The following is a 24,380-nucleotide window of genomic DNA, read 5'->3' on the forward strand; positions in this document are numbered from 1 at the left end:
CGAAGGAGCCTCCGCAGCATGAGCAGTGAGCGCCTGGCCGCCCTCCTCGACGAGTACGCCGACCTGGAGAAGCGGCTGGCCGACCCGGCCATCCACGCCGACCAGGGCACCGCCCGGCGGGTCGGCCGGCGGTACGCCGAGCTGGTCCCGCTGCACAAGGCGGCCGGCGAGCTGGAGCAGGCCCGGGCCGACCTGGTGGCCGCCCGCGAGCTGGCCGCCGAGGACGCCTCGTTCGCGGCCGAGGCGGACACCCTCGCGGCCGCCCTGCCGGCGCTGGAGGAGCGGCTCGCCGAACTGCTCATCCCGCGTGACCCGCACGACGCCAAGGACGTGATCGTCGAGATCAAGGCCGGCGAGGGCGGCGAGGAGTCGGCGCTGTTCGCCGGCGACCTGCTGCGGATGTACACCCGGTACGCGGAGCGGCGGGGCTGGCTCACCGAGGTGATCGACGCCCAGGATTCCGACCTCGGCGGCGTGAAGGACGTCTCCCTGGCGATCAAGACCAAGGGCGTGCCGGACGGCGGCAACGGGGTCTGGTCCCGGCTCAAGTGGGAAGGCGGCGTGCACCGGGTGCAGCGCGTGCCGGTGACCGAGTCGCAGGGCCGGATCCACACCAGCGCGGCCGGCGTGCTGGTGCTGCCCGAGGCGGAGGACGTGGACGTCACCATCGACCCGAACGAGCTGCGGATCGACGTGTTCCGCTCGTCCGGGCCGGGTGGCCAGTCGGTAAACACCACCGACTCGGCGGTCCGGATCACCCACGTGCCGACCGGCATCGTGGTCTCCTGCCAGAACGAGAAGTCACAGCTGCAGAACCGCGAGCAGGCGATGCGGATCCTGCGCGCCCGGCTGCTCGCCGCGGCCCAGGAGCAGGCCGACGCGGCCGCCTCGGACGCCCGCAAGGCGCAGGTTCGCACCGTGGACCGCTCGGAGCGGATCCGCACCTACAACTTCCCGCAGAACCGGATCACCGACCACCGGATCGGCTACACCGCGTACAACCTCGATCTGGCCCTGGCCGGCGAGCTGGACGGGGTGCTCGACGCGCTGGCCGAGGCGGACCGCGCGGCCCGGCTGGCCGGCGGGACCGAGCTGTCCCGCCGCTGAGCGCTGCGGGTGTCAACAGGGGGCCCCGCCTATACCGGAGGCGTTAACCGGGGGCCCCTCCTTACACCTCAGCTGGCGCGGAGGCGGTCCTTGGCGCGCAGCATCTCGCGGTCGGCCAACTCGAACGCGGCGCCGAGCGCCTCCCGGACGCTGATCGTGGTGCTGCCGTCGACCTCGGCGAAGCCGATGGTCACCCCGACCGGTGTGCCCGGCACCAGGGACTCCCAGTCCTCCGTGCGCACCGCCGCCTCGATCCGCCGGGCCACCTCGACCGCTTCGGACATGCCGGTGTCGGGCAGCACCACGACGAACTCGTCGCCGCCGTAGCGGGCCACGAAGTCACCCCGCCGCATCACCCGGTTGATCACGCCGGCCACCCGTTGCAGCACGAGGTCGCCCGAGTGGTGACCGTGGCGGGTGTTGACCGCCTTGAACCCGTCGAGGTCGCAGACGCCGATCACCACCCGCTCACCCCGGGACACCACCGCACCCAGGTAGCGCTCCAGCCGGCGGCGGTTGGGCAGGCCGGTGAGCGGGTCGGTGAGCGCCTCGCCCTCGTAGCGGGCGGCCTCGCGGCGCATCTCCTCGTGGTCGATCCGGGCGGCGATGCCGTCGATGTAGACGTCGCGCAGCCGGTCGCTGCGCCGCGCGGCCAGCCGGAACGCGTGCCGGTCGGCGCGGTGCGCGCCGACGTGGTCGCCGGCGCGGGCGAGCGCGACGCTGCGCAGCCGGGGCGACTCGGCCGCGCCCAGCGTCTCGTCGGAGACCCGGATCGCGTCCAGCCGGGTGACCGCCTCGATCGGCCGGCCGGCCGCGACGGCCAGGCAGACCTGGCCGAGCTGGCGCAGGTCGCGGGCGCGGGCGCTGTCCCCGCCGTGGCCGAGCAGCCGGTTCGGGTCGGCGTCCCCGGCGGACTCCACCCGGTCGCCGAGCGCGGCCCGCCGGGCGGCGGCGTACCCGTAGGCGGCCAGGCTGCTGGGCCGGATGTTGCCGGCCCGCCCGCCGCGCAGGAACCGGGCCAGGTCGCCGGCCACGTCCCGGAGCACCCGCAGGCAGCCGTCGCTGTCGCCGTTGTGGTCCAGCGCCACCGCGTTGCGCAGCCGGATGCCCGGCGCGGCGAACGTCTCCTCGGGGATGCCGGCGCTCAGCCCGACCTCGCGGGCCCGCTCGATCGCGCCGAGCGCGTGGCCGTGGAAGCTGAGGTAGGAGTAGGCCATCGCCAGGTCGTGCCAGCCCCAGGCGGTGTCCCGGTCCGGGGTGTCGTCGGCGCCCAGCGCGCGGGCGGCCCGGACCAGGTGCATGACGCACCGGTCGAGCGCGCCCTGGTGGTGGGCGGCGAGCGCGGCGAGCGCGTTGAGGTGCCCGTGCAGGTAGGGCTCGGCCAGGTCCCGCACCGCGGCGGACGCGTCCTCGATGGCCCGGGTGAACTCGGCCGTTCGACCGAGATTGATCAGCGCGGACAGGCGCTGGACCAGCGCGTCGGCCCGGGCGTACGGGTCGCCGGTGGTGCGGATCACGCGATCCAGCAGGACGCACGCCTCGGCGGAGCGGCTGGCCTCCTGCAACGCGCGCGCGCTCCGGAGGGCGTCAACCTGGTCCTCGACCTGGTCGAGCCAGCCCACTCGCGACCTCCCTGCCGTGTGCGCCCGGACGCACCCGCTCGTGTGGCGACCCGCGACGCTTCATGATTATTGCGTGAGCACACTCCCGCAACACCCGTCCGAAGGGTCAGAACGCGAACGAGCCTCGGTGGTCGTCGCCCGGACGGCGCGGGCGCTGGCCTCCGCCGGTGTCGAGTCGCCCCGGTCGGAGGCCGAGCAACTGGCCGCGTACGTGCTCCAGGTGCCGCGCGGCCGGCTGGCGTTGGCCGACGGATTCGACGCGGCCCAGCGGGATCGGCTCGACGCGCTGGTCGGCCGGCGGGTGGCCCGGGAGCCGTTGCAGCACCTGACCGGCGCGGCCGGTTTCCGGCACCTGGAGCTGGCGGTCGGCACGGGCGTGTTCGTGCCCCGGCCGGAGACCGAGCTGCTGGCCGGCTGGGGGATCGACGCGGCCCGGCGGCTGGCCGCGCCGCTCGTGGTCGACCTGTGCAGCGGCTCCGGCGCGATCGCGCTGGCGGTGGCGCAGGAGGTGCCGTCGGCGCGGGTGGTGGCGGTGGAGCGGTCCCCGGCAGCGCTGGCCTGGCTGCGCCGCAACGCCGCCGCACGGGCCGCCGCGGGAGACCGGCCGGTCGAGGTGGTGGTCGCCGACGTCACCGGCCCGGACCTGCTGGCGGACCTGGCCGGCCGGGTCGACGTGCTGCTCTGCAACCCGCCGTACGTGCCGAGGTCGGTGCCGGTGCCGCCGGAGGTGGCCGGCCACGATCCGGACGAGGCGGTGTTCGGCGGCGCGGACGGGCTGGACGTGATCCGTCCGGTGGTGACGCGCGCCGCGACGCTGCTGCGCCCGGGTGGCGTGATCGGCGTCGAGCACGACGACACGCACGCCGCGGCGGTGCCGGCGGTGTTCTCCGGCGACGGCCGGTACGAGCGCGTCGAGGAGCACCGGGACCTGGCCGGGCGGCCCCGGTGGGCGACCGCGTCCCGGCGGGCGGACGGCCGTTCCGCCGACGCCGCTCCGGCGTGGCAGACTGACTTCTCGTGATGCTCTACGACTGTCGGTCGCCCGCCGACCGGGACCGCGGCATCGCCGCTGCCATCGAGGCCGTCAAGAACGGCGAACTCGTCGTCCTGCCGACCGACACGGTCTACGGCATCGGGGCGGACGCGTTCACGCCGTACGCGGTGAAGGCCCTGGCGGACACCAAGGGTGGCGCCCGGCAGGCGCCCCCGGTGCTGATCGGTTCCCGGCACACGCTCGACGGCCTGGTCTTCTCGCTGCCGCAGGCGGCGCGCGACCTGGTGGAGGCGTTCTGGCCGGGCGCGCTGACGATCGTGGTGGAGCACTCGCCGAGTCTGGCCTGGGACCTGGGCGACACCAGCGGCACGGTCGCGGTGCGGATGCCGTTGCACCCGGTGGCGCTGGAGGTGCTGCGGGAGACCGGGCCGATGGCGGTGGCCTCGGCCAACAAGATCGGCCAGCCGGCCGCGCTCACCGCCGAGGAGGCCCGCGACCAGCTCGGTTACGGCGTGCGGGCCTACCTGGAGGCCGGGCCGGCGGTCGACCCGGTGCCGAGCACCATCGTCGACCTGACCGGCGAGGTGCCGCGGGTGCTGCGGCAGGGCGCGGTGACGTTGGCGAAGCTGCGCGAGGTGGCACCGGGCACCCTCGACGAGCGGGGGTTCTGAGTGCCGCCGTTCACCGTCCTGCACGTCTGCATGGGCAACATCTGCCGGTCGCCGATGGCCGAGCGGCTGTTGCTGCTCGCCGTCCGGGAGCGGCTGTCCCGTCTCGACGTCGACCCGGCCGGCTCGGACGCGCTCGTGCACAGCCACAGCGCGGGCACCGGCGGGTGGCACGCCGGTGAGGAGATGAACCCGCCGGCGGCGCGGCAGGTGACCGCGCGGGGCGGTGAGGTGGCCGGGTTCGCCGCGCGGCGGCTGCGCTCCGACCTGATCGACGCCGCCGACCTGGTGCTCACCGCCACCGCCGACCAGCAGGAGTACGTGGTGGCGCTGCGGCCGGACGCCGCCGGGCGCACGTTCGTGCTGGGTGAGTTCGGTCGCCTGCTCGGCGCGCTGGACCGGTCGGCCCTGCCGCCGGCGGCGCCGACGCCGGAGGCGGTGCACGCCCGGGGCGTCGCGTTGGTGGCGGCCGCCGAGGCGGCCCGGCAGGGCGCCTCCGCGTTGACCACCGACGACCTCGACGACCCCTGGGGCCGGGGCGACCAGTGCTTCAGCCGGGTGGCCGACGAGATCGAGGAGACGGTCCAGCCGCTGGCCGCCGCGCTGCTGCCCTGAGGTTCATCCTTTCTCGCGAACTTCCTGCGCATTTCTCCGAACAGGTCGGGCAAAAGGGCGAATCCGGTCATTCTTGACGGGTCCGTACGGCCGGCTCCTGCGGGGAGAGCTGATGAACCGCGCCCATCTCGACAAGCTGTTCACCGTTCTGCTCGCCGGCGTGCTCGCCGGCCTGGCCCTGGCCGCCGCGGCGCTGCCGGCCGCGCTGGTCTTCGGGCTCGGCGTGAAAAACCTGATGCCGTACACCGAACTGCCGGAGGCGCTCAAGGCGCCGCAGCCGGCGCAGCGCTCCAACCTGTACGCCAACGACGGCCGCACGCTCGTCACCTCGTTCTACGTCGAGGACCGGGTGGACGTGCCGGTCGGCGAGGTCGCGCCGGTGATGCGCGACGCCATCGTGGCCGCCGAGGACGCCCGCTTCTACGAGCACCACGGCGTCGACGTGCGCGGCGTGCTGCGGGCGCTGACGGCCAACCGCAAGGAGGGCACCCGGCAGGGCGCCTCCACGCTGACCATGCAGTACGTCCGCAACGCGCTGGCCGGTGACCCCCGGCTGACCGAGCAGCAGCGGGCCGCGGCCACCGAGATCACCGCCGGGCGCAAGATCCGCGAGATGCGGTACGCGCTGACGCTGGAACGGCGCATCGGCAAGGACGAGATCCTCGGCCGCTACCTGAACATCGCCTACTTCGGCGCCGGCGCGTACGGCATCGCCGCCGCCAGCAAGCGCTACTTCTCCACCACCCCGGCCCGGCTCACGCTGGGCCAGGCGGCCATGCTCGCCGGGTTGGTGCGGGCGCCGGACCACGACGACCCGATCAACGGCGACTCCGGTGCGGCGCTGGACCGCCGCGCGTACGTGCTGGACCGGATGGCGGAGACCGGCCGGGTGAGCCCGGCGGACGCGGCGGCGGCCAAGGCCAACCCGCTGAACCTGAAGCCCAGCGCCACCCCGAACGACTGCGCCGCGGTGCCCGCCGGTCACAACGACTGGGGCTTCTTCTGCGACTGGTTCACCCAGTGGTGGAACGCCCAGCCGGCGTTCGGCACGACGGTCGACGAGCGGCAGCGCACGCTGCGCCGCGGCGGCTGGTCGATCGTCTCCTCGCTCGACCCGGACGTGCAGGCCAAGGCGAGCGAGCAGGTGCGGACGATCTACCCGGAGACGATCCAGCGCGCCGCGCCGACCGCCGTGGTGCAGCCGGGCACCGGGCGGGTGCTGGCCCTGGCCGTGAACCGCGGCTACGGCGTGGGTGACAACCCGGCCGGGCAGCAGAACTACCCGAACACGGTCAACCAGCTGGTGGCCGGGGGTGGCGGCATCGCCGGCTACCAGGCCGGCTCGACGTTCAAGCTGTTCGCCCTGCTGGCCGCGTTGGAGGCCGGGTTGCCGCTGGACACCGAGTTCGACGCGCCCCGCGTCTACGTCACCAAGTACCCGATCGCCGGCGGTCCGGCCAGCTGTGGCGGCCGGTGGTGCCCGGCGAACGCCAACACCTACTGGATGGACGGCGACCGGGACATGTGGGACGCGTTCGGCCGTTCGGTGAACACCTACTTCGCCTGGCTGACCGAGCGGGTCGGCGCGGACCGGGTGGTCGAGATGGCGGAGCGGCTGGGCATCGTGTTCCGCTCGCCGCAGGACGCGAAGATGGCCCGGGACGGGGCGGCGAGCTGGGGGCCGTTCACCCTCGGGGTCTCCGCCACCACGCCGCTGGACCTGGCCAACGCGTACGCCACCGTGGCCGCCGAGGGCACCTGGTGCCGGCCCACCCCGGTCACCTCGATCACGGACGCGACCGGCCGGCGGGTGGCCGCCGGTGACACCGACTGCCGGCAGGTGCTCGACACCGAGGTGGCCCGCGCGGCGGCCGACGCCAGCCGCTGCCCGGTGGGCGACCAGTCGATGTACCGGCGTTGTGCGGGCGGCACGGCGGAGGAGCTGGCTCCCGGGCTGCGCCGGCCGCTGGGTGGCAAGACCGGCAGCTCGGAGCGGAACGCCACGGAGACCGTGGTGGCGTTCACCCCGCAGCTCGCCGTGGCGACCATCGCGGCGAACCCGGACGACCCGCGCGACGCGGTCGGCGGCGGCGTGCAGAAGCGGCAGATCCCCGCCGTCGGGCGGATCCTCGCCTGGGCCCTGCGCGACCAGCCGGTCCGCGACTTCGTCCCCCCGGGCGAGTCCGTCGCCTTCCAGCACACCAACCCCCGCACCGGCAACTGAGGTGTAAGGCGGGGCCCCTTGTCAACGCCAGCCGTTAACAAGGGGCCCCGCCTAACCGGAGGGCTGTTCGGCGCCTCGGGCTATGTTGCGGGCCATGCCGCCGAAGACGACGGCGTGGAACGGGGCGACCGAGGCCCAGTAGAGGTGGCCGGGCAGGCCGTGCGGGAGGAAGACGGCGCGCTGGACGTAACGGCTGTGGCCGTCGGCGGCCGGCTCGGCGCGCATCTCCAACCAGGCCCGGCCGGGTACCCGCATCTCGGCGCGCAGCCGCAGCAGCTCGCCCGGGACGATCTCCTCGACCCGCCAGAAGTCCAGCGCCTCACCGACCTGGAGCCGGTGCGGGTCCCGCCGGCCCCGACGCAGCCCCACGCCGCCGACCAGCCGGTCCAGCCAGCCGCGCACCGACCAGGCCAGCGGGAACGAATACCAGCCGTGCTCGCCGCCGACGCCCTCGATGACCCGCCACAGCGCGGCCGGCGGCGCGCCGACGGCCTGTTCCCGCACGTCGGTGTAGGCCGTGCCGCCGGACCAGTCCGGGTCCGACGGCAGGGGCTCGGCCGGCGCGTCCGGCCCGCTCGCGTTCGACCAGCGCGTCTCCACCTGCGCGTCGCGCACCTTGGCCAGCGCCAGCCCGACCGCCTGGTCGAAGCCGGTCAGCCCGTCCGGCGGGTCGGGCACGTACCGGGCGATGTCGTGCTCGTGCGCCACCGCCTCGTGGATCAGGCTCTCCACCAGCGGCCGGGCGATCGCGTTCGGCACCGGGGTGATCAGGCCGACCCAGTGCGAGGAGAGCCCCGGGGTGAGCGGGCGCACCGGCAGGATGATCCGCTGTCGCAGCCCGGCCACCCGGGCGTAGCGCTGCATCATCTGCGCGAACGTCAGCACGTCCGGGCCGGCGATGTCGAAGCCGCGGTTCACCTCCGGCGGCAGGTGCGCGCAACCGGCCAGGTAGCGCAGCACGTCACGGACCGCGATCGGCTGGATCCGGTTGCGCACCCAGCGCGGGGTGACCATGGCCGGCAGCCGCTCGGTCAGGTAGCGCAGCATCTCGAAGGACGCCGAGCCGGAACCGATGATCACCGCGGCCCGCAGCACCGCGGTCGGCACGCCGCTGTCGAGCAGGATCCGGGCGACCTCCGCGCGGGAGCGCAGGTGCGCCGAGGGCAGGCCCTCCCGTTCCGCCGGCTCCGGCCCACCCAGGTAGACGATCCGGCGTACGCCGGCGGCGCGCGCCGCCTCGGCGAAGTTCGTCGCCGCCTCCCGGTCGGCCGCCTCGAAACCGCGCTGGCCCAGCGAGTGGACCAGGTAGTAGGCGACGTCCACACCCTCGAACGCGGCCGGCAGCGTCTCCGGCCGGCGCAGGTCGCCCTCGACGATCTCCGCCTTCGCGGCCCAGGGCACGTCGCGCAGCCGCCCGGCCTTGCGGGCCAGGCAGCGCACGTCGTGCCCCTCGGTCAGGAGCCGGGGCGCGAGGCGCCCGCCGATGTAGCCGGTGGCGCCGGTGACGAGGCATCTCACGGCCTCCAGTGTGCGGCTCCGTAGACTCCTTCGCTGTGGAGAACGCGAGGGACACCTTCTGGGGGCCGGACTTCGAGCAGCTCAGCACCGTCGACCCGGAGATCGCCGGGGTGGTGCTGGGGGAGCTGGAGCGGCTGCGCGGCGGCCTGCAACTGATCGCCAGCGAGAACCTGACCTCGCCGGCGGTGCTGGCCGCGCTGGGTTCCACGCTGACCAACAAGTACGCCGAGGGCTATCCGGGCCGGCGCTACTACGGCGGCTGCGCCGAGGTGGACCGGGCCGAGGAGCTGGCCGTCGCCCGGGCGAAGGACCTGTTCGGCGCCGAGCACGCCAACGTCCAGCCGCACTCCGGCGCGAGCGCCAACCTGGCCGCGTACGCGGCGCTGGTGCAGCCCGGCGACACCGTGCTGGCGATGGACCTGCCGCACGGCGGGCACCTGACCCACGGCAGCCGGGTGAACTTCTCCGGCAAGTGGTTCCACCCGGTCGGTTACACGGTCCGGCCGGACACCGAGACGATCGACTACGACGAGGTGCGCGACCTGGCCCGGGCCCATCGGCCGAAGATGATCATCTGCGGCGCGACCGCGTACCCCCGGTTGATCGACTTCGCCCGGTTCCGGGAGATCGCCGACGAGGTCGACGCGTACCTGATGGTGGACGCCGCGCACTTCGTCGGCCTGGTGGCCGGCGGCGCGATCCCGTCGCCGGTGCCGCACGCCGACGTGGTCACCGCGACCACGCACAAGGTGCTGCGCGGGCCGCGCGGCGGCATGATCCTGTGCCGGGAGTCGCTGGCCGCCCGGATCGACAAGGCGGTCTTCCCGTTCACCCAGGGCGGCCCGCTGATGCACGCGGTCGCCGCGAAGGCGGTCGCGCTGCGCGAGGCCGCGCAGCCGGAGTTCCGCACCTACGCGGCCCAGGTGGTCGGCAACGCCCGGGCGCTCGCCGACGGGCTGGCCGCCGAGGGCCTGCGGCCGGTCTCCGGCGGCACCGACACCCACCTGGCCCTGCTCGACCTGCGGGAGACCGGCGTGACCGGCGCGCAGGCCGAGGCCCGCTGCGACGCCGCCGGGATCACGCTGAACAAGAACGCCATCCCGTACGACCCCCAGTCGCCGATGGTCGCCTCCGGCGTCCGGGTGGGCACGCCGAGCGTCACCACCCAGGGCATGCGCGAGGGGGAGATGCGGCGGATCGCGGCGTTGATCTGCCGGGCGGTCCGGACCGATCCGGAGTCGCCCGGTGGCGCCGACGAGCTGGCCCGGGTGGCCGCCGACGTGACCGAGCTGGTCACCGCGTTCCCGGCGTACCCCCGTGGCTGAGCCGGGGACGCGCGCGGCGGAGGCGGCCGCGGACCGTGGCTGGCGACTGCGCCACCTGCCGGTGCTGCTGGCCGCGGTGGCGGTCATGGCGGCGGTGGCGGCGGTGGTCGGCGGCGTGTGGCGGGGCGCGGACGGCGCGCTCGGCGCGGCGGCCGGGGTGGCCGTCACCGCCGCCAGCTACACGCTGACCACGGTGGTGCTGGCGTGGGCCGACGCCCGCGATCCGCAGCTCGTGCTGCCGTTCGGGCTGGGCCTCTACATCGCCAAGATCACCGCGCTCGGCGGGGTGATGGTCCTGGTCGGCTCGACCGGCTGGCCGGGGCTGATCCCGTTCTGCCTGGGCATCGCCGCGGGCGTGGTGGTCTGGACCGGCGTGCACGTCTGGTGGCTGGCGACCGTCCACGCCCGACGGGCGACGGGCTGACCCGTCCCATCCTTCGGACGACGCGCGGACGTGTCCGCGATCGGTCATTCTCTCAGTGGCGGGGGAGGAGTACGGTGCCTCCAGACGACTTCGCCCGCCCGTGTCCCACACAACCAGGTTGTGCGGGGGGTGAGGCACAACCTCTTCTGCTCGACTGATATCGTTCGCCCCGTCATGGCCGGTGACCAGAAACCCCCCAACACTGGCGGCTCGGGCGACGTTCCGTCCGGTGCCGGTCAGGGTTGGACCGCGCTCTCATACCTCATCGGGGGCATGCTCGTCTGGGGTTTCATCGGCTGGCTGGTCGACCGTTGGCTCGATACCGGCGGCGTCGCCACCGGCATCGGGGTCGTGCTCGGCATGGCCGGGGGCATCATCCTGGTCGTCCGCCGGCTGGGCACGCCTACTTAGGAAGGGACGCGGTGTTCGGACAGGCGAACGTCCTGGCTCAGGGCCAGGCGGAATTCCCGCCGAAGGTGGGGGACTTCTACCTGCCCAGCATCCTGCCCTGGGGTGCGGAGAACTCGTACTGGTTCACCAAGATCACGGCGATGGTGTGGGTCGCCGTCGGCATTCTGATCATCTTCTTCCTGGTCAGCTACCGGAACCCGCAGCTGGTCCCCACCAAGAAGCAGTGGTACGCGGAGTCCATCTACGGCTTCGTGCGCAACAACATCGCGGTGGACATGATCGGGCACGCGGGGGTGCGGTTCGCGCCGTACTTCACCACGCTCTTCTGCTTCATCCTGCTGACGAACTTCTTCGCGATCGTGCCCTTCTTCCAGATCTCGCCGAACTCGCACATCGCGTTCCCGGCCATCCTCGCCGTGATCAGCTACCTGATGTTCAACTTCGTCGGCATCCGGCACCACGGTTTCGTGAAGTACTTCAAGAACTCCCTGATCCCGCCGGCGCCCTGGTACATCCTGCCGCTGCTGATCCCGATCGAGTTCTTCTCGACCTTCCTGGTCCGGCCGTTCTCGCTGGCCGTCCGTCTCTTCGCGAACATGTTCGCCGGCCACATGCTCCTGCTGGTCTTCACGCTCGGCGGCTTCGCCATGATCAGCGCCAACGTCTGGCTGGCGCCGGTGTCGGTGCTGTCCTGGGTGATGACGATCGCGCTGACCTTCCTCGAGTTCCTGGTGATCTGTCTGCAGGCGTACGTCTTCACGGTGCTGACCGCCAGCTACGTGCAGGGCGCCCTCGCCGACGAGCACTGATCCGAAACTTTCGCACCAACCGTTGTCGATCCGCGTGACCGTCACGCGTGATAACCAGGAGGAACCGCAATGAGCATCCTTGCCGAGGTAACGGGCAGCACCGCTGCCATCGGTTACGGCCTGGCCGCCATCGGCCCGGGCATCGGCGTGGGCCTGGTCTTCTCGGCCTACATCCAGTCGACCGCCCGCCAGCCGGAGTCGTCCCGGATGACCCTCCCGTACGTCTGGATCGGCTTCGCCGTCATCGAGGCGCTGGCGCTGCTGGGCATCGCCTTCGGCTTCATCTGGGCCGGCTGACCCCACCCCTCTGACCGGGAGGTCTTCCATGTTCTTCCTCGCCGCTGAGGGTGGTGAGACGACCCACAACCCGATCATCCCTGTCTGGCAGGAGATCGTGGTCGGGCTGGTCGCCTTCGGTGTCCTCTGCTTCGTGCTGATGAAGTTCGTCTTCCCGCGCATGGAGCAGACGTTCCAGGCCCGGGTCGACGCGATCGAGGGCGGCATCAAGCGCGCCGAGGCCGCGCAGGCCGAGGCGAACCAGCTGCTCGAGCAGTACCGTGCCCAGCTCGCCGAGGCGCGCACGGACGCCGCCCGGATCCGGGACGACGCCCGGGCCGACGCCGAGGGCATCCGCCAGGACATCCTCGCCAAGGCGCGCGAGGAGTCCGACCGGGTCATCGCCGCCGGCAAGGAGCAGCTCCAGGCCGAGCGGGCCACCATCGTGCGCGAGCTGCGCACCGAGATGGGCACCATAGCGGTGGACCTGGCCAGCAAGATCGTCGGTGAGTCGCTGGCCGACGAGGCGCGTCGCAAGGGCACCGTCGACCGGTTCCTGAACGGTCTCGAGAGCACGGGGGCCCGCTGATGCAGGCCGCCAGCCGGGAGTCGTACGCCGCCGGGGTCGCGCGCCTCGACGCGTACGTCCGCGGCGCGGAGCCGTCGGCGGTGGCCTCCACCGCCGACGACATCCTCTCCGTCGCCGCCCTGCTGCGGCGCGAGCCGCGGCTGCGCCGGGCGCTCTCCGACCCGGCCCGCTCGGGCGAGGACCGCGGCGCGCTGCTCACCGGGATCATCAGCGGCAAGGTCGGCGCGGAGGCGCTCGACCTGCTCACCGCGCTGGTCTCGGGACGCTGGTCGGCACCGTCGGAACTGCTCGACGGCGTCGAGCGGCTGGGTGTGGAGGCGCTCCTGGCGAGCGCCGACTCCGCCGGCGAGCTGGGCGAGGTCGAGGACGAGCTGTTCCGCTTCGGGCAGGTCGTCTCCGGTTCCACCGAGCTGTCCAACGCGCTCTCCGACCCGATGGCCCCGGCCGAGCGGCGGGCCGGCCTCACCGGTCAGCTGCTCGACGGCAAGGCCCGGCCGGTCACCGTCCGACTCGTCGAGGCCGCGCTCGCCGGCTTCGGGGGGCGCTCCTTCGTCGGAGCGCTCACCCGGCTGGTCGAGCTGGCGGCCGACCGGCGGGACCGTCAGGTCGCGTACGTGACCGTGGCGGCCCCGTTGACCGACGAGGAGGAGCGACGCCTCGGTGCCCGCCTCTCCGAGATGTACGGTCGGGAGGTGTCCGTCAAGCAGACGGTCGACCCCGACGTGCTCGGCGGGGTGCGCGTACGGGTCGGCTCCGACCTGTACGACGGCACCGTCCTGCGCCGCCTCAACGAGACCCGCAACGCGCTCGCGAAGCGCTGACCAGCGTCTTAGCAGCCCTGATTCGACGCCATCGGACCGGTCGGTACTAGGTATCCCGGACCCCTGAACTTTAAGGAAGCAGAGGATGGCCGAGCTGACCATCTCGACGGAGGAGATCCGCGGCGCCCTGGAGCGCTACGTCTCCTCCTACACGGCCGACGTCTCCCGCGAGGAGGTCGGCACCGTCGCCGACGCCGGCGACGGCATCGCCCACGTCGAGGGTCTCCCCTCGACCATGACCAACGAGCTCCTGGAGTTCGAGGACGGCACGCTCGGCGTGGCGTTGAACCTCGACGTCCGGGAGATCGGTGTCGTCGTCCTCGGTGACTTCGGCGGGATCGAAGAGGGTCAGCGCGTCAAGCGCACCGGCCGGGTGCTCTCCGTGCCGGTCGGTGACGCGTTCCTCGGCCGCGTGGTCAACGCGCTCGGCGAGCCGATCGACGGCATCGGCGACATCGCCAACGAGGGCTTCCGCGAGCTGGAGCTGCAGGCCCCGAACGTGATGGCCCGGCAGTCGGTCTTCGAGCCGCTGCAGACCGGCATCAAGGCCATCGACGCGATGACGCCGGTCGGCCGCGGTCAGCGTCAGCTGATCATCGGCGACCGGAAGACCGGCAAGACCACCGTCGCGCTGGACGCCATCCTCAACCAGCGGGACAACTGGCGCTCCGGCGACCCGACGAAGCAGGTCCGCTGCATCTACGTCGCGATCGGCCAGAAGGCCTCCACCATCGCCTCCATCAAGGGGACGCTGGAGGAGGCCGGCGCGATGGAATACACCACCATCGTCGCCTCCCCGGCCTCCGACCCGGCCGGCTTCAAGTACCTCGCGCCCTACACCGGCTCGTCCATCGGGCAGCACTGGATGTACGGCGGCAAGCACGTCCTGATCGTCTTCGACGACCTGAGCAAGCAGGCCGAGGCGTACCGGGCCGTGTCGCTGCTGCTGCGCCGCCCGCCGGGCCGTGAGGCCTACCCGGGTGACGTCTTCTACCTGCACTCCCGCCTGCTGGAGCGCTGCGCCAAGCTCTCCGACGAGCTGGGCGGCGGCTCGATGACCGGCCTGCCGATCATCGAGACCAAGGCGAACGACATCTCGGCGTTCATCCCGACCAACGTCATCTCGATCACCGACGGTCAGATCTTCCTCGAGACCGACCTGTTCAACCAGGGCGTCCGGCCGGCCATCAACGTCGGCACCTCGGTCTCCCGGGTCGGCGGCGCCGCGCAGGTGAAGCCGATGAAGAAGGTCGCCGGCTCGCTGCGGCTCAACCTGGCCCAGTTCCGTGAGCTGGAGGCGTTCGCCGCCTTCGCCTCCGACCTGGACCGCGCCTCGCAGAACCAGCTCGCCCGTGGTTCCCGCCTGGTCGAGCTGCTCAAGCAGCCGAACTACTCGCCGTACCCGGTGAACGAGCAGGTCGTCTCCGTCTGGGCCGGCACCGAGGGCAAGCTCGACGACGTCCCGGTCGGCGAGGTCCGCCGCTTCGAGTCGGAGTTCCTCCAGTACCTCCGGCACAAGCACGAGGGCGTGCTGGCCGCGATCGCGGACAACAAGTGGGGCGACGACATCATCTCCTCGCTGGACTCGGCCATCACCGAGTTCAAGCAGGTCTTCCTGGGCAAGGAGGACGAGGTCCGGATCAACGAGGCCCCGGCCGAGGCGCTCGAGGGCGAGCAGACCCGCGAGACGGTGACCCGCTTCCGCGACGGCAGCACCGACCGCCCGGCCGAGAGCTGATCCGATGGCCGCGCAGGTACGCGTTCTCCGACAGCGGATCCGTTCCGCCAAGGGGATGAAGAAGATCACCAAGGCGATGGAGCTCGTCGCGACGAGCCGCATCGCCAAGGCCCAGGCCAAGGTGGCGGCCTCGCTGCCGTACGCCGAGGCGATCACCGGCGTGCTGACGGCGCTGGCCTCGAACGCGCGGATCGACCACCCGCTGCTCACCTCGCGTGAGCGGGTGCGGCGGGCCGGCGTCCTGCTGGTCACGGCCGACCGTGGCCTGGCCGGCGGGTACAGCTCGAACGCGATCCGCACCGCCGAGTCGCTGATCGCCCGGCTGCGCGCCGACGGCAAGGAGCCGGTGCTCTACGTCATCGGCCGCAAGGGCGTGGCGTACTACCGGTTCCGCAACCGGGAGATCGCCGGCAGTTGGACCGGTTTCTCCGAGCAGCCGTCGTTCGACGACGCCCGCGAGGTCGGTGACACGCTGATCAAGGCGTTCACCGCCGGCGCGGACGACGCGGACGGCCACGCCGGCGCGGACGGGATCCTCGGCGTGGACGAGCTGCACATCGTCTACACCGAGTTCAAGTCCCTGATGACGCAGAACCCGCTCACCCGGATCATCGGGCCGATGGAGGTCGAGGAGCGTCCGCGCTCCGAGGCACCGGGCGGCCTGCTTCCGGCGTACGAGTTCGAGCCGGAGCCGGAGTCGCTGCTCGACGCACTCCTGCCGAAGTACATCAACACGCGGATCTACGCGGCGTTGCTGGAGTCGGCGGCGAGTGAGTCGGCCGCCCGTCGGCGGGCGATGAAGAGCGCCACCGACAACGCCGAAGAGATGATCGAGAAGTACACGCGTGAGATGAACTCGGCCCGTCAGGCCGGGATCACCCAGGAGATCAGTGAGATCGTCGGCGGCGCGAACGCGCTGGCCGCGTCGGGAAGTGAAGTGTGATGACTGTTTCCACCGTCGCCGGGAATCCGGCGGAGCCCAAGACGGCCACGGGTCGCGTGGTCCGGGTCATCGGCCCGGTCGTCGACGCCGAGTTCCCGCGCGACGCCATGCCGGGGCTGTTCAACGCCCTGCACGTCGACGTGACGCTCTCCGGCGGTGAAAAGACGCTGACCCTGGAGGTCGCCCAGCACCTGGGTGACAACCTGGTCCGCGCCATCTCGATGCAGCCGACCGACGGTCTGGTCCGGGGCGCCGACGTCCGCGACACCGGCGCGCCGATCAGCGTGCCGGTGGGCGACGCGGTCAAGGGCCACGTGTTCAACGCGATCGGCGAGTGCCTCAACCTCACCGAGGGCGAGACCATCCAGGCCGACGACCACTGGGGCATCCACCGCAAGGCCCCGGCCTTCGCGGACCTGGAGCCGAAGACCGAGATGCTGGAGACCGGCATCAAGGTCATCGACCTGCTCGCCCCGTACGTCAAGGGCGGCAAGATCGGCCTGTTCGGCGGCGCGGGCGTGGGCAAGACGGTGCTCATCCAGGAGATGATCACCCGGGTGGCCCGGAACTTCGGCGGTACCTCGGTCTTCGCCGGCGTGGGTGAGCGCACCCGCGAGGGCAACGACCTCATCGCCGAGATGACCGAGTCCGGCGTCATCGACAAGACCGCACTGGTCTACGGCCAGATGGACGAGCCGCCGGGCACCCGGCTGCGGGTGGCGCTCTCCGCGCTCACCATGGCGGAATACTTCCGCGACGTGAAGAAGCAGGAGGTGCTGCTCTTCATCGACAACATCTTCCGCTTCACCCAGGCCGGTTCCGAGGTCTCCACGCTGCTCGGCCGCATGCCGAGCGCCGTGGGTTACCAGCCGACCCTGGCCGACGAGATGGGCGAGCTCCAGGAGCGGATCACCTCCGTCCGGGGCCAGGCCATCACCTCGATGCAGGCGATCTACGTGCCCGCCGACGACTACACCGACCCGGCGCCGGCCACCACGTTCGCCCACCTCGACGCGACCACCAACCTGGAGCGGTCGATCTCCGACAAGGGCATCTACCCGGCCGTGGACCCGCTGGCGTCCTCGTCCCGGATCCTCGCCCCGGAGTTCGTCGGCGAGGACCACTTCGCCGTCGCCACCGAGGTGAAGCGGATCCTGCAGCGCTACAAGGACCTGCAGGACATCATCGCCATCCTCGGCATCGAGGAGCTCTCCGAGGAGGACAAGCTCACCGTCGGCCGCGCCCGCCGGATCGAGCGGTTCCTCTCGCAGAACACGTACGCCGCCGAGCAGTTCACCGGCGTGCCGGGCTCGACGGTCCCGATCTCGGAGACCATCGACGCCTTCCGCCGGATCAGCGAGGGGGAGTTCGACCACTTCCCGGAGCAGGCGTTCTTCATGTGCGGTGGCCTGGAGGACCTCAAGGCCAAGGCCAAGGAGCTGATGGACGAGGAGGGCTGAGAGCCCGCTCACACCACGAAGGCCGCCCCGACATCTGGTCGGGGCGGCCTTCGCCTGTTCCGGGCCGCTGACGTGCCGGATGCCCGGTTCGCCGGCGGGCGGTTCGGCTACTGGCGCGGTACCGTTCGTGACACGAATTCGCATCACGGCCGTTGATCTCTGCAACGGAACGGACCCCCGCGCCCGTCTCTTCTTCGTAGGCGCGACGATTGGAGATGCTCGTGGGTAAGGGCGGCACGGATCGCGGCAAGCGGTCCATGTGGCGTGGCGTGCCCCGGTGGGCCCGGGTCTGCACCATCCTCGGCATCGTCATGGTGGTGCTCAGCGGCTCGGTGCTGGTGGGATACCACACGCTCGTCGCGCGCTACGAGGGCGCGGTCGGCAAGGGCGACCTCTTCGGCGACCAGGCCGCCGGCGCCACCGAGAAGAAGAGCGACATCAAGGGCCCGCTCAACATCCTGCTGGTCGGCATCGACCCCCGCAACCCGAGGACCCGGCCGCTCTCCGACTCGATCATGATCCTGCACGTACCGGCCGGCATGGACCGCGGTTACCTCTTCTCGCTTCCCCGCGACCTGCGGGTGGACATCCCGGCCTTCCCGAAGGCCGACTACCGCGGCGGCACCGACCGGATCAACGCCGCCATGTCGCACGGCAGCAACGTGCCGGGCAAGGACCCGAGCGCCGCCCAGGGCTTCGAGCTGCTCGCCAGGACCGTGCAGGGGGTCACCGGCATCAAGCGGTTCGACGCCGGCGCGATCATCAACTTCAGCGGGTTCAAGAAGATCGTCGACGCCATGGGGGGCGTCGACATGTACATCGAGCGCGACGTGAAGTCCGAACACCTCAAGCCGGACGGCACGGCACGCCAGCTGCGGCCCGGCGGCGGCGGCTACCTCGGCCCGCAGGCGCGCTACGAGAAGGGCGACGCCCACCTCAACGGGTGGCAGGCGCTGGACTACGTCCGGCAGCGCTACCCGAAGAACGGTGTGCCGGACGCGGACTACGGCCGCCAGCGGCACCAGCAGCAGTTCGTCAAGGCGATGGTGAGCCAGGCGTTCAGCGCGGACGTGGTGGCCAACCCGGTGAAGCTGGACCGGGTGCTGCGCGCGGCCGGGCAGTCGCTGATCTTCAACGGCCGGGGCAACAGCGTCGTCGACTTCGGGCTCGCCCTGAAGGACATCCGTCCCGACGCGATCGAGACGATCAAGTTGCCCGGCGGGCCGATCGGCCAGGGCAGCGCCTACCGGGGCGAGGAACTGCTCGCCCCGTCCGACGACTTCTTCGCCGCGCTGCGCACCGACCAGTTGGACGGTTTCCTGCTGGAGCACCCCGACTTCAAGCAGAAGAGCAAGTAGCCTGAGCGGGTGCGGGACGCCGTGGTCCGGCTCTCACCACCCGCCTTGGGCGGTCGACGAGTGCGCGACTAGACTTTCGGCAATCCGCCGCCGCAGCAAGGAGACAGCGTGGCACAGCAGCTTCACGTCGAGCTCGTAGCCGTCGAGGAGAAGGTCTGGACCGGTGAGGCCGAGATGGTCGTCGCCCGGACGACCGAGGGTGAGCTCGGTGTGCTGCCGGGGCACGCGCCGTTGCTCGGCCAGCTCGCGGAGCCCAGCCAGGTCCGCATCAAGCAGGCCGGCGGCCAGCAGGTCGCCTACGACGTCGCCGGCGGCTTCCTGTCGGTGACCGGCGAGGGCGTGACCGTCCTGGCCGAGAGCGCCACCCCGGCAACCCCGGCCCGCTGAGCCGACCCGCCGATGGAGATCGTGGAAGGGATCGGAATCGGCGTCGCGGTCGTCGTCGTCGGGCTTCTGATCCTCTTCATCCGGCGGGCCCTGTTCACCCGTAGCGGTGGCATCATCCGGCTGAGCGTCCGGGTGACCACCATGCTCGACGGTCGCGGCTGGTCGCCCGGCTTCGGTCGGTTCGCCGGCGACCAGCTCCGCTGGTACCGCATGTTCAGCTTCGCGTTGCGCCCGAAGCGGGTGCTCTCCCGCAAGGGGCTGGCCGTGGAGCGCCGGCGGCTGCCCGAGGGGCAGGAGCGCCTCTCCATGCCGGCCGACTGGGTGATCCTGCGCTGTACCAGTCACCAGGCTCCGGTCGAGATCGCCATGGCGCGGTCCACGGTCACCGGTTTCCTCTCCTGGCTCGAGGCCGCCCCTCCGGGGGCGGTCTCGCCGCGTATGGCCTCCCAGGACTGGCCCGCCGCCTGACCCTTCTTGATCGACTCCAGTTCGGCGAGCCGGCGCCCGCTTCGTTGATCTTGGACTTGCGGTGCCGGGGAATGTCGGGTTCACCCGGATATCGGAGGTGCCACAACTCCAAGATCGCTGGGCCGGGCCGGGCCGGGCCGCGGCGGGCTGGTCACCGCCGCGGGTGCGGTCGTGTGAGGGCGTGAGACACCCATGGCGTTCCAGTCGTGGGGACGGTGAGGCGTGGGTGGAAACGCCATGGAGGTCTGCGTGACCCCGGGACGCCCGTGACGTTCCAGTCGAATGTTTCCCGGATGAGTTATTTGTCTGGTTCGGGGGTGGTGGGCGGCACCCTGGGGGTGGAATCGTCGCGGGGTGCGGGGCGTTGTAGACGGGTGAACGACCGAGGAAGGCGAGCGCACCGCGCCGCCGGCCCGGAGGCGGGCCGACCCGCATCCCCTGCGGTGACGGCCCCGGGAATGACGGTGGCCGCCCGGTCGTTACACACACTCCCGGCACCCGCGACGAGGCACCCTCCTGCCCCGCGAGCAAGCCGGACCCCCCGAAGACTTCTTGAGCGCCTGACGGTGCCCGCACCCCGTCCCCCGGGTGCGTCGACCCCCGAATGGAGCCCCCCATGAACACGATCCTGCGCAAGAGCATTCTCGGTATCGCTGGTCTGGCCTTCACCGGTGGTGTGTTCGCCGGTCCGATCGCCGCGCACGCCGACACCCCCGCCCACGCCGGCACCAAGCCGGTCGCGGTGGCGAGCGTGCAGGGTGAGCAGTCGACCATCACTCTCAACGACGAGCAGACCGCCAACGTCAAGGCGATCATCGCCGCGACGAAGAAGGCCGGCCTGCCCGAGCGCGCCGCGATCGTCTCGATCGCCACCGCGTTGCAGGAGTCGAAGCTGGAGAACCTCGGCCACCTCGGCGACAAGAACGATCACGACTCGCTGGGCCTGTTCCAGCAGCGCCCCTCCTCCGGTTGGGGCACCCCGGAGCAGATCACCGACCCCGAGTACTCCACGCTTGCGTTCCTCAAGGGCCTCAAGCAGGTCGACGGCTGGCAGGACATGCCGCTGACCAAGGCCGCCCAGACCGTGCAGGTGTCGGCCTACCCGGACGCCTACGCCCAGTGGGAGAAGCAGGCCACCGACCTGGTCGACCAGCACTGGACCAAGTAAGCACACACGCGAAGGCCGGCACCCGTAACCGGGTGCCGGCCTTCAGCGACTCACCGGCCGGCGGCAGTGGTAGACCAGGGCCGGCGGCAGGTTGACCCAGACCGTCCGCCCGATCGTCACCTCCTCGAACGACCCGGTCAGCAGCCGCCGGAAGCGGCGGGCGGGCCGGGTCGGCGACGCGTGTCGGTACCCGAACGTGGTGAACACTCCGCCCGGCGGGAGCGATCGCAGCACCGCGTCGAGGACGGCGATCTGCCGCCCGCCGCCGAACGCGGCCCAGGGCAGCCCGCTCACCACGACGTCGGCGGCCGGCAGGTGCCGGTCGGCGAGCACCCGGTCGAGGCTCGCGGCGTCGGCGCGTACCACGTCCACGGTCGGGTGCCGGCGCGCCAGGGCGGCGGCGAAGGTCGGGTTGAGTTCGACCGCCAGGTGGTGCCCGCGTCCGGCCAGCCGCTGCTGGATGGCCCGGGTGAACGCGCCGGTGCCGGGGCCGAGTTCCACCACCAGCGGATGCCCGGTGCGTGGCACGGCGGCGGTGATGTCCCGGGCGAGGACCGTGCCGCTGGGCAGCACCGCGCCGGTGGCGAACGGGTAGCGGGCGAACTGGCCGAGGAAGGCGGGGGCGTCGCTGATCACGCCGACCGACGGTAGGCGGCCGGACGAGGCGCGGGCCTCGTGCGGCGGGCCGGTGGACCGGCCAGTTGGAGGAGGGGCGCCGGCCGGTGGAAGGGCCGGCGGGCACGCCCCGGTCCGTATGGTGGCCGCATGGGGGGTGGGCGGTGGATCCGATGGCCCGAGCTGCTGCTCGGGGTCGGCACGGCCACCCTCGGTCTGATCGGCACCCGCATCGTCATCCCGGGCATTCCGCGCGAGACGTGGGCCGGTGTCTTCGCGGTGCTCGCCGGTCTCGCGCTGGTGGGTGTCCGGCGGTGGCCCTGGCCGGTGCTGCTGTTCACGTCGGCGGTGCTGATCGTCGCCGACGCGGTGACGGTCAGCGGCGCGGACACCGCCCAGTTCGCCGCCGCGGTCGCGCTGGGCTACGTCGCGTACCGCTCGGGCTGGCCGGGCACGGCCGTCGGGTACGTGCTGCTCCTGACGGCGACGTTGGTCAACGTGATCGACCCGGGCAACACGGAGGTGCTCCGGGGTGGCGTCGGGGTGCTGCGCGTGGTGATGCTGGCCGGGATCGCCGCCGCGCCGGTGGCCTTCGGCCGCTACCTCTCCGGAGTACGACAGGCGGCGGCCGCGGCCGAGGAACGGGCCCGGGAGGCGGAGGAGCGGCGGGCGGCGGAGGCGCGGATGGTGCGGCTGACCGAACGGACCGCGATCGCCCGGGACCTGCACGACATCGTCGCCCACCACGTCGCGGCGATCGCCCTGCGCGCCGGCGCGGCCCGGTACGCGGTGCAGCACACCGGGCGCCCCGAGGAGGCGGTGCTGGCGCTCGGGGAGCTGCGGGACACCGCCGGGCAGGTGCTGGACGAGTTGCGGGATCTGCTGGAGGTGCTCCGCGACCCGGACGCGGTGGAGCCGGCGGAGTCGCAGGTCGAGCCGGAGCAGGTGATCCGGGACGCGGCCCGTCGGGTGCGGGAGGCCGGGCTGGCGGTGCAGGTGCGGATGCCGGAGGCGCTGCACCGGGTTCCGCTGGTGGTCGGCACCACGGCGGCTCGGGTGGTGCAGGAGGCGTTGACCAACAGCCTGAAGCACGCCGGGCCGGGCACGATCGTCTCGGTCGACGTCGAGGTGGCCGGCAGCGCCCTGCTGGTCGAGGTGCTGGACAGCGGCCCGGCCCGCCCGCGTACCCGGTTGCCCGCCTCCGGGCACGGTCTGCGGGGTATGCGGGAGCGGGTCGGTCTGCTCGGTGGCACGCTCGTCGCGGGGGGCACCGACGGAGGCGGCTGGCGGGTGCGGGTTCGGCTGCCGATCAGGGAGAACGAATGATCAGGGTGCTGGTGGTCGACGACCAGGCGCTCGTCCGCGCCGGGGTGGCCCTGGTGCTGCGGACGGCCGGTGGCTTCGAGGTGGTGGGCGAGGCGGGAGACGGCCACGAGGCGGTCCGGCTCGCCGAACGGCTGCGGCCGGACGTGATCCTGATGGACCTGCGGATGCCCCGGCTGGACGGCATCGAGGCGACCCGCCGGATCCTGCGGCAGCAACCGGCGGCCCGGGTGCTGGTGCTGACCACGTTCGCCGACGACGCGAACGTCTACGGGGCGCTCGGCGCCGGCGCGCAGGGCTACCTGGTCAAGGACGGCGCGCCCGAGGACCTGGTGGACGCGGTACGGCGGGCGGCCTCGGGCGAGCCGCTCCTGGCTCCGCCGGTGCTGGCCAGGGTGTTGCGTCGGGCGATGGCCGCCCACGACCGTGACAGTGCCCCTGATCCGGCCGCCGCGGGGCTCGGTCAACTCAGCCCCCGGGAGCGGGAGGTGCTGGCACTGGTCGGCGCGGGCCTGTCGAACGCCGAGATCGGGGCCCGGCTGCACCTCGGGGTGACCACCGTGAAGACGCACGTCTCGGCCGCGATGGAGAAGTTGGAGCTGCGCAACCGGGTGCAGGCCGCGGTGGTGGCGCACCGGCTCGGCCTGGTCGACGACGGGTTCAACCCGGTGTCGGGTCCGGGGGGACCCTAGGGTGGCGGCCGGCCACTCGGAGGATCCGTCCGGGCCACGGGCAGGACGTCACCGGCTGGTGGACGCGTGACGCTTGGCGCATGACCTTCCTGGACTCCCTGGTGGACCGGCTCGACGCGCTGCCGCCGAGCCTCGTGCTGCTGGTCGCGGCGGCGGTGCTCGCCGGCGAGGTGGGTCTGCTGGCCGGCCTGGTGCTGCCGGCCGCGACCACCATGCTGACGGTCGGGTTGCTGGCCCGCGCCGGCCGCGTCGACCTGGGAGTCGCGCTGGCGGTGACGACCGCCGCCGCGTTCGTCGGCGACCAGATCGGCTATCTGGAGGGTCGGCTGCTCGGTCCCCGGCTCCGTCGTGCGGCGCTGGGCCGCTGGGTGGGGGAGCGGCGGTGGCGGCGGGCCGAGGAACTGGTCGCCGCCCGGGGCGGGATCGCGGTGCTGCTCGGCCGCTGGACCGCGTTCGCCCGCACGTTGGTGCCCCGGGTGGCCGGCGCGGCCGGGTTGCCGTACCGCCGGTTCGTGCTCTTCGACGGCGCGGCGGTGGCGGTCTGGGTGCCCGGCACGGTGCTGGTCGGCTGGGCGGCCGGCGGCCTGCCGCCCGGTCTGCCGGCCGCCGCCGGGGTGGCGGTGGTGGCGGCGGTCGCCCTCGCGGCCGGGTTCCGGCGCCTTCGGGTACGCCGGCAGCGCGCCGCCCGCCGCGCCTGCTCCGGGGCGGTCCCGGCCCGGCGGGGATCGGTCCGGCGCCGGCCGGGTTCCCGCCGCCCCGGCGAGGGCCGGACCGCGCCCGTCCGGCGGGGCGCGGTCGACCGCTGCTGACCGGCCGACCCGGTGC

Annotated in this window: 25 protein-coding genes; 22 read left to right on the forward strand and 3 right to left on the reverse strand. The window is 72.6% G+C overall.

Annotated features, from left to right (window positions below):
* The first annotated feature begins 18 nt into the window (after positions 1-18).
* The gene (prfA, locus tag O7598_RS04745) at positions 19-1,107 is read left to right on the forward strand and encodes a peptide chain release factor 1 (RefSeq protein WP_091069001.1); all 1,089 of its coding nucleotides are present in this window, start codon (positions 19-21) and stop codon (positions 1,105-1,107) included.
* Positions 1,108-1,175: 68 nt separating this feature from the next.
* On the opposite strand, the gene O7598_RS04750 is transcribed toward prfA, so the two are convergent.
* Positions 1,176-2,729, reverse strand: coding sequence for a GGDEF domain-containing protein (locus tag O7598_RS04750; RefSeq protein ID WP_091069004.1), 1,554 nt, complete (start codon positions 2,727-2,729; stop codon positions 1,176-1,178).
* Positions 2,730-2,802: 73 nt separating this feature from the next.
* Here O7598_RS04750 and prmC point away from each other — a divergent pair, with 73 nt between their 5' ends.
* From prmC to O7598_RS04770, 4 genes are all read left to right on the forward strand, one after another.
* The gene (prmC, locus tag O7598_RS04755; protein WP_269690179.1) at positions 2,803-3,750 is read left to right on the forward strand and encodes a peptide chain release factor N(5)-glutamine methyltransferase; all 948 of its coding nucleotides are present in this window, start codon (positions 2,803-2,805) and stop codon (positions 3,748-3,750) included.
* A complete protein-coding gene (locus O7598_RS04760) occupies positions 3,750-4,394 on the forward strand; it encodes an L-threonylcarbamoyladenylate synthase (protein ID WP_091069011.1) in 645 nt (214 codons plus the stop codon). The genes prmC and O7598_RS04760 overlap by 1 nt, the downstream gene beginning before the upstream one ends.
* Entirely contained in the window at positions 4,395-5,006 is a 612-nt protein-coding gene (locus O7598_RS04765; protein ID WP_091069015.1) for an arsenate reductase/protein-tyrosine-phosphatase family protein, read from the forward strand. It begins immediately after the preceding gene.
* Between the two features lie 112 nt (positions 5,007-5,118).
* Positions 5,119-7,230, forward strand: a complete 2,112-nt coding sequence (locus O7598_RS04770; protein WP_269690180.1) for a transglycosylase domain-containing protein — start codon at positions 5,119-5,121, stop codon at positions 7,228-7,230.
* A 51-nt stretch (positions 7,231-7,281) separates the two neighbouring features.
* Here the strand turns inward: O7598_RS04770 and O7598_RS04775 are convergent, their stop codons facing one another.
* Positions 7,282-8,748 carry an SDR family oxidoreductase gene (locus O7598_RS04775; RefSeq protein ID WP_269690181.1) on the reverse strand — a complete coding sequence of 489 codons (1,467 nt, stop codon included), beginning with the start codon at positions 8,746-8,748 and terminating at the stop codon, positions 7,282-7,284.
* A gap of 35 nt (positions 8,749-8,783) precedes the next feature.
* On the opposite strand from O7598_RS04775, the gene glyA reads away from it, so the two are divergent.
* The 14 genes from glyA to O7598_RS04845 all read left to right on the forward strand — a co-directional run bounded on the left by glyA (position 8,784) and on the right by O7598_RS04845 (position 20,925).
* On the forward strand, positions 8,784-10,073 hold the full coding sequence (glyA, locus tag O7598_RS04780; protein WP_269690182.1) for a serine hydroxymethyltransferase: 1,290 nt from the start codon (positions 8,784-8,786) through the stop codon (positions 10,071-10,073).
* Positions 10,066-10,497 carry a hypothetical protein gene (locus O7598_RS04785; protein ID WP_269690183.1) on the forward strand — a complete coding sequence of 144 codons (432 nt, stop codon included), beginning with the start codon at positions 10,066-10,068 and terminating at the stop codon, positions 10,495-10,497. The genes glyA and O7598_RS04785 overlap by 8 nt, the downstream gene beginning before the upstream one ends.
* 174 nt (positions 10,498-10,671) lie before the next feature.
* Complete coding sequence (locus tag O7598_RS04790; RefSeq protein ID WP_091069120.1) at positions 10,672-10,908, forward strand: AtpZ/AtpI family protein; 237 nt, start codon at positions 10,672-10,674, stop codon at positions 10,906-10,908.
* A gap of 11 nt (positions 10,909-10,919) precedes the next feature.
* Positions 10,920-11,717 (forward strand): F0F1 ATP synthase subunit A, encoded by a 798-nt coding sequence (gene atpB, locus O7598_RS04795; protein ID WP_269690184.1) that lies wholly within the window; start codon positions 10,920-10,922, stop codon positions 11,715-11,717.
* A gap of 69 nt (positions 11,718-11,786) precedes the next feature.
* A complete protein-coding gene (locus O7598_RS04800; RefSeq protein WP_091318740.1) occupies positions 11,787-12,014 on the forward strand; it encodes a F0F1 ATP synthase subunit C in 228 nt (75 codons plus the stop codon).
* Between the two features lie 28 nt (positions 12,015-12,042).
* A complete protein-coding gene (locus O7598_RS04805) occupies positions 12,043-12,582 on the forward strand; it encodes a F0F1 ATP synthase subunit B (protein WP_091069037.1) in 540 nt (179 codons plus the stop codon).
* Positions 12,582-13,403, forward strand: a complete 822-nt coding sequence (locus tag O7598_RS04810) for a F0F1 ATP synthase subunit delta (protein ID WP_269690185.1) — start codon at positions 12,582-12,584, stop codon at positions 13,401-13,403. Before O7598_RS04805 ends, O7598_RS04810 begins: the two co-directional genes overlap by 1 nt.
* Positions 13,404-13,488: 85 nt before the next feature.
* Positions 13,489-15,141 (forward strand): F0F1 ATP synthase subunit alpha, encoded by a 1,653-nt coding sequence (gene atpA, locus O7598_RS04815; RefSeq protein ID WP_269690186.1) that lies wholly within the window; start codon positions 13,489-13,491, stop codon positions 15,139-15,141.
* A 4-nt stretch (positions 15,142-15,145) separates the two neighbouring features.
* Entirely contained in the window at positions 15,146-16,084 is a 939-nt protein-coding gene (locus O7598_RS04820; protein ID WP_269690187.1) for a F0F1 ATP synthase subunit gamma, read from the forward strand.
* Positions 16,084-17,544, forward strand: a complete 1,461-nt coding sequence (atpD, locus tag O7598_RS04825) for a F0F1 ATP synthase subunit beta (RefSeq protein ID WP_269690188.1) — start codon at positions 16,084-16,086, stop codon at positions 17,542-17,544. The genes O7598_RS04820 and atpD overlap by 1 nt, the downstream gene beginning before the upstream one ends.
* A gap of 215 nt (positions 17,545-17,759) precedes the next feature.
* Positions 17,760-18,902 carry an LCP family protein gene (locus tag O7598_RS04830; RefSeq protein ID WP_269690189.1) on the forward strand — a complete coding sequence of 381 codons (1,143 nt, stop codon included), beginning with the start codon at positions 17,760-17,762 and terminating at the stop codon, positions 18,900-18,902.
* 108 nt (positions 18,903-19,010) lie between these two features.
* A complete protein-coding gene (locus tag O7598_RS04835) occupies positions 19,011-19,289 on the forward strand; it encodes a F0F1 ATP synthase subunit epsilon (RefSeq protein ID WP_047893558.1) in 279 nt (92 codons plus the stop codon).
* 12 nt (positions 19,290-19,301) lie between these two features.
* Positions 19,302-19,757 (forward strand): DUF2550 domain-containing protein, encoded by a 456-nt coding sequence (locus tag O7598_RS04840; RefSeq protein ID WP_269690190.1) that lies wholly within the window; start codon positions 19,302-19,304, stop codon positions 19,755-19,757.
* A gap of 616 nt (positions 19,758-20,373) precedes the next feature.
* A complete protein-coding gene (locus O7598_RS04845; RefSeq protein ID WP_269690191.1) occupies positions 20,374-20,925 on the forward strand; it encodes a hypothetical protein in 552 nt (183 codons plus the stop codon).
* A gap of 42 nt (positions 20,926-20,967) precedes the next feature.
* Here the strand turns inward: O7598_RS04845 and O7598_RS04850 are convergent, their stop codons facing one another.
* Positions 20,968-21,561: a class I SAM-dependent methyltransferase gene (locus O7598_RS04850; protein ID WP_269690192.1), complete on the reverse strand. Its 594-nt coding sequence runs from the start codon at positions 21,559-21,561 to the stop codon at positions 20,968-20,970.
* A gap of 129 nt (positions 21,562-21,690) precedes the next feature.
* Here O7598_RS04850 and O7598_RS04855 point away from each other — a divergent pair, with 129 nt between their 5' ends.
* The 3 genes from O7598_RS04855 to O7598_RS04865 all read left to right on the forward strand — a co-directional run bounded on the left by O7598_RS04855 (position 21,691) and on the right by O7598_RS04865 (position 24,364).
* Positions 21,691-22,866 (forward strand): sensor histidine kinase, encoded by a 1,176-nt coding sequence (locus O7598_RS04855; RefSeq protein ID WP_269690193.1) that lies wholly within the window; start codon positions 21,691-21,693, stop codon positions 22,864-22,866.
* Positions 22,863-23,555 carry a response regulator gene (locus tag O7598_RS04860; protein ID WP_269690194.1) on the forward strand — a complete coding sequence of 231 codons (693 nt, stop codon included), beginning with the start codon at positions 22,863-22,865 and terminating at the stop codon, positions 23,553-23,555. The genes O7598_RS04855 and O7598_RS04860 overlap by 4 nt, the downstream gene beginning before the upstream one ends.
* A gap of 80 nt (positions 23,556-23,635) precedes the next feature.
* Positions 23,636-24,364 carry a DedA family protein gene (locus tag O7598_RS04865; protein ID WP_269690195.1) on the forward strand — a complete coding sequence of 243 codons (729 nt, stop codon included), beginning with the start codon at positions 23,636-23,638 and terminating at the stop codon, positions 24,362-24,364.
* The last annotated feature ends 16 nt before the right edge of the window (positions 24,365-24,380 follow it).

Source organism: Micromonospora sp. WMMC241 (assembly GCF_027460165.1).
Classification (GTDB): domain Bacteria; phylum Actinomycetota; class Actinomycetes; order Mycobacteriales; family Micromonosporaceae; genus Micromonospora; species Micromonospora humi.

What these genes read in the sequence shown, in the direction of transcription:
- O7598_RS04845 (WP_269690191.1), top strand. Translation starts at nt 20,374, where the DNA reads ATGAACACGATCCTGCGCAAGAGCATTCTCGGTATCGCTGGTCTGGCC.
- O7598_RS04770 (WP_269690180.1), top strand. Translation starts at nt 5,119, where the DNA reads ATGAACCGCGCCCATCTCGACAAGCTGTTCACCGTTCTGCTCGCCGGC.
- O7598_RS04860 (WP_269690194.1), top strand. Translation starts at nt 22,863, where the DNA reads ATGATCAGGGTGCTGGTGGTCGACGACCAGGCGCTCGTCCGCGCCGGG.
- O7598_RS04810 (WP_269690185.1), top strand. Translation starts at nt 12,582, where the DNA reads ATGCAGGCCGCCAGCCGGGAGTCGTACGCCGCCGGGGTCGCGCGCCTC.
- O7598_RS04800 (WP_091318740.1), top strand. Translation starts at nt 11,787, where the DNA reads ATGAGCATCCTTGCCGAGGTAACGGGCAGCACCGCTGCCATCGGTTAC.
- O7598_RS04790 (WP_091069120.1), top strand. Translation starts at nt 10,672, where the DNA reads ATGGCCGGTGACCAGAAACCCCCCAACACTGGCGGCTCGGGCGACGTT.
- O7598_RS04840 (WP_269690190.1), top strand. Translation starts at nt 19,302, where the DNA reads ATGGAGATCGTGGAAGGGATCGGAATCGGCGTCGCGGTCGTCGTCGTC.
- O7598_RS04805 (WP_091069037.1), top strand. Translation starts at nt 12,043, where the DNA reads ATGTTCTTCCTCGCCGCTGAGGGTGGTGAGACGACCCACAACCCGATC.
- atpA (WP_269690186.1), top strand. Translation starts at nt 13,489, where the DNA reads ATGGCCGAGCTGACCATCTCGACGGAGGAGATCCGCGGCGCCCTGGAG.
- O7598_RS04855 (WP_269690193.1), top strand. Translation starts at nt 21,691, where the DNA reads ATGGGGGGTGGGCGGTGGATCCGATGGCCCGAGCTGCTGCTCGGGGTC.
- O7598_RS04820 (WP_269690187.1), top strand. Translation starts at nt 15,146, where the DNA reads ATGGCCGCGCAGGTACGCGTTCTCCGACAGCGGATCCGTTCCGCCAAG.
- atpD (WP_269690188.1), top strand. Translation starts at nt 16,084, where the DNA reads ATGACTGTTTCCACCGTCGCCGGGAATCCGGCGGAGCCCAAGACGGCC.
- O7598_RS04830 (WP_269690189.1), top strand. Translation starts at nt 17,760, where the DNA reads ATGCTCGTGGGTAAGGGCGGCACGGATCGCGGCAAGCGGTCCATGTGG.
- prfA (WP_091069001.1), top strand. Translation starts at nt 19, where the DNA reads ATGAGCAGTGAGCGCCTGGCCGCCCTCCTCGACGAGTACGCCGACCTG.
- O7598_RS04760 (WP_091069011.1), top strand. Translation starts at nt 3,750, where the DNA reads ATGCTCTACGACTGTCGGTCGCCCGCCGACCGGGACCGCGGCATCGCC.
- O7598_RS04865 (WP_269690195.1), top strand. Translation starts at nt 23,636, where the DNA reads ATGACCTTCCTGGACTCCCTGGTGGACCGGCTCGACGCGCTGCCGCCG.